The sequence below is a fragment of the Frankia sp. CgJB1 genome (assembly GCF_977947065.1).
On the sequence record NZ_CDWTNB010000271.1, the window covers coordinates 1 to 3,287 of the forward strand.

Here is a 3,287-nt window from a genome sequence, read left to right on the forward strand (position 1 = left end):
AGAACTAGGCAGGCCGGCAGGAGCGCGGTCAGGACGGCGTCGGGGCCGAGTTCGAGGTAGGCGACGGCGCCTTCGCGGTGCAGGCGACGGGCGGCGTCGAGGAAGCGGACGGGTTCGCGGACGTGGCGTACCCAGTGGTCGGGGGTGGTGAGCCCGACCTGGAGGCCGAGGTCGCCGGTCCGGGTGGAGACGACGGGGATGGCCGGCGGGGAGTAGATGATCTTTTCGGCGACGGCTCGGAACCGGTCGAGCATGTCGTCCATGTGCGGGGAGTGAAAAGCGTGGCTGACCGTCAGCCGCCTGATGGCGCGGCCGCGTTCGGCCCAGCCGACGGCGACGCGCCCGACGAGGTCGGCGTCGCCGGCGATGACGGTGGCGCTCGGGCCGTTGACGGTGGCGATCTCGACCCGCCCGGCGAGCCCGGCGAGGGACTCGGCGACCTTCGCCTCGCCGGCGCGGATGGCGGTCATGGCTCCGCCGGCGCGGCAGGCCTGCATGAGCCGGCCGCGGGCCGCGACGAGAGCGCAGGCGTCGTCGAGGGCCCACACTCCGGCGACGTGGGCGGCGGTGAGCTCGCCGATGGAGTGCCCGGCGAGGATCCCCGGGGCGAGACCCCAGGATTCGAGGAGCCGGAACAGCGCGGTCTCGAAGGCGAACAGCGCGGGCTGGGTGTACTCGGTGCGGTCGAGCGCCGCCGCGCCCGGGGAACCGGCGGGGGCGAACATGACGTCGCGCAGTGGGTATTCGAGATGCGGCGCGAAGTGGGCACAGACGTCGTCGAGGGCGTCGGCGAAGGCCGGGTAGGCCGCATGGAGTTCGCGGCCCATCCCGGGGCGTTGGCTGCCCTGCCCGGTGAACAGGAAGGCGGTTGCGCCCCGGGCGGTTCCGCTTCGGCTCAGCGCCGGTCGGACCGTGCCCAGGACCAGCCCGGCGGTGGGGCGGGCCTCGGCCAGAGCAGCCAGGGTCCCGGTCCCGGCCAGGTGCGTGCCGCTGCTGCACGCCGCCGATCCGCGGACGACGGCGACGGCGCGGTGCTCGAAGTGGGTGCGACCCGCCAGGGTGTATCCCGCGTCCAGGGGGGAGATCTCGGGATGGCGCTCCAGGTGCGTGCCGAGCCGGGCGGCCGCCGAACGTAGCGCCGCGTCGCCGCGGCCGGACAGGACGACAGGCACCGGGGCGCTCGCCGGGTTCTCCCCGGCGCGGTCCGCACCCACGGTGTCCGTTCCCGGCCCGGGCGGTGCTTCCTCGAGCACGGCATGAGCGTTGGTGCCGCTTACCCCGAACGCTGACACCGCCGCCCGTCGCGGCCGGCCATCCTGGCGCTGCCAGGGGACGTTCCCGGTGAGCAGGGCGACGTCGCCCGCCGACCAGTCCACGTGCGGGGACGCCTCGCGCACGTGCAGGGTCCGCGACAGGACGCCGTGCCGCATCGCCTGCACCATCTTGATGATCCCGGCGACGCCGGCGGCGGCCTGGGTGTGGCCGATGTTCGACTTCAGGGATCCGAGGTAGACGGGCCGCCGCGCGGCACGGTCCTGGCCGTAGGTGGCGATGACGGCCCGGGCCTCGATCGGGTCACCGAGCGTCGTGCCGGTGCCGTGCGCCTCCACCGCGTCGACGTCGGCGGCGCGCAGCCCCGCGTTGGCCAGCGCCTGGCGGATCAGGCGCTGCTGGGACAGGCCGTTCGGTGCGGTCATCCCGTTGCTGGCGCCGTCCTGGTTGATCGCGGTGCCACGCAGGACCGCGAGGACGTGATGGCCGTTACGGCGGGCGTCGGAGAGCCGTTCCAGCAGCAGCACGCCCGCGCCGTCGGCCCAGCCGGTGCCGTCGGCGTCGGCGGAGAACGCCTTGCACCGCCCGTCCGGCGCCAGGCCCCGCTTGCGGCTGAACTCCACCAGGATCCCTGGGGTCGACATCACGGTCACCCCACCGGCCAGGGCGAGGTCGCATTCGCCGGCCCGCAGCGCCTGGCCGGCCAGATGCACCGCCACCAGAGACGAGGAACACTGGGTATCGATGGTCAACGCGGGCCCTTCCAGGCCGAGCGTGTAGGAGACGCGGCCGGCGATCACGCCGGAGGCGTTGCCGGTGAGCAGCTGTCCCTGGGCTTCGGCGGGCGCCGCATGCCAGGCGGGGCCATAGTCCTGCAGCGACACCCCGGTGAAGATGCCGGTCCGGCTGCCCCGCAGCGACCGTGGGTCGAGGCCCGCGTGCTCCAGAACCTCCCAGGAGATCTCCAGCATCAGCCGCTGCTGCGGGTCCACGGCCTGCGCCTCGCGCGGACCGATACCGAAGAATCCCGGGTCGAACAGCGCGATGCCGGGCAGGAACCCGCCATGGCGGGTGTAGGCGGTGCCAGGCTGATCGGGATCAGGATCGTAGAGCGCGTCGAGGTCCCAGCCCCGGTCGTCGGGCAGGCCGCCGACGGCACCCGGCCCTCTCGTACCAGGTCCCACAGGGCTTCTGGTGAGTCGGTGCCGCCGGGCAGCCGGCAGGCCATGCCGATGATGACGACGGGATCATGGCCCCGGAACGGCTCCGAGCCGACCTCGCCGGTGGCGGGAACGGCGACGGCCGCGGGAACGGCCGCGGGAACGGCGGTGATCGCGGCGGGCTCGTCGATACCCAGCAACTCACGGCGCAGATGGCCGGCGAGGGCCTCGGGGGAGGGCCGGTCGAACAACAGCGTGGCGGGCAGGCGCAGACCCGTCGCCGCGGACAGTTCGTCCCGCAGCCGCTCGGCGATGCCGCGGTACACCCCGAGACCACGCCAGGAGGATTCCCGGCCGAGGATGGCCGCGTCGCCGCTGCGCTCGGTCAGCACGGCGACCCGGCCGGCTATCAGGTCCAGCAGGAGCTCGCACTGGGCCGCCTCCGATCGGCCGGCCAGCCGGAGACGCCACGCCTCGCTCGCCCCACCACCGGTGCCGCGTGGTGATCGTGCCTGGATTTCGCGCGTATCGCGCATGCAAACTCCCAGCGTCCTATTCAATGGCGACGGGTCGATGGACAACGAAGAAGGCCGCCACGGATCAAAGTCAGGGCCAGCCGTTAGCGCTCGGTACGGAGTGGGACAAAATCCCGGAAAGCTGGAGCCGAGAACGACTTGGAATATCTCCTCTGGACGCGGAAGGGTAGGGCTCAGGCAACCGGCGAGGAGTCGGGTCGCGGAGCCGTCCGCTTTCCGTCGAGAGTGCGACGTCCCCATCTTCTCAGGGTACGACCATGCCGGCCGGGGGTGCGTGTCGTCGGTCACGTGTGAATAAGCACGAACGCCATGGGTATAG

Annotated in this window: 1 protein-coding gene and 1 pseudogene; both read right to left on the minus strand. The window is 72.7% G+C overall.

Annotated elements, in window-relative coordinates; genetic code table 11:
* On the minus strand, window positions 1-1,697 hold a 1,697-nt coding region (locus tag AC08OT_RS19715; protein ID WP_476603178.1), incomplete at its 3' end, for an acyltransferase domain-containing protein.
* A 132-nt stretch (window positions 1,698-1,829) separates the two neighbouring features.
* Window positions 1,830-3,208: pseudogene (locus AC08OT_RS19720) on the minus strand (acyl carrier protein); the annotation flags it as partial.
* Window positions 3,209-3,287: the final 79 nt, after the last annotated feature.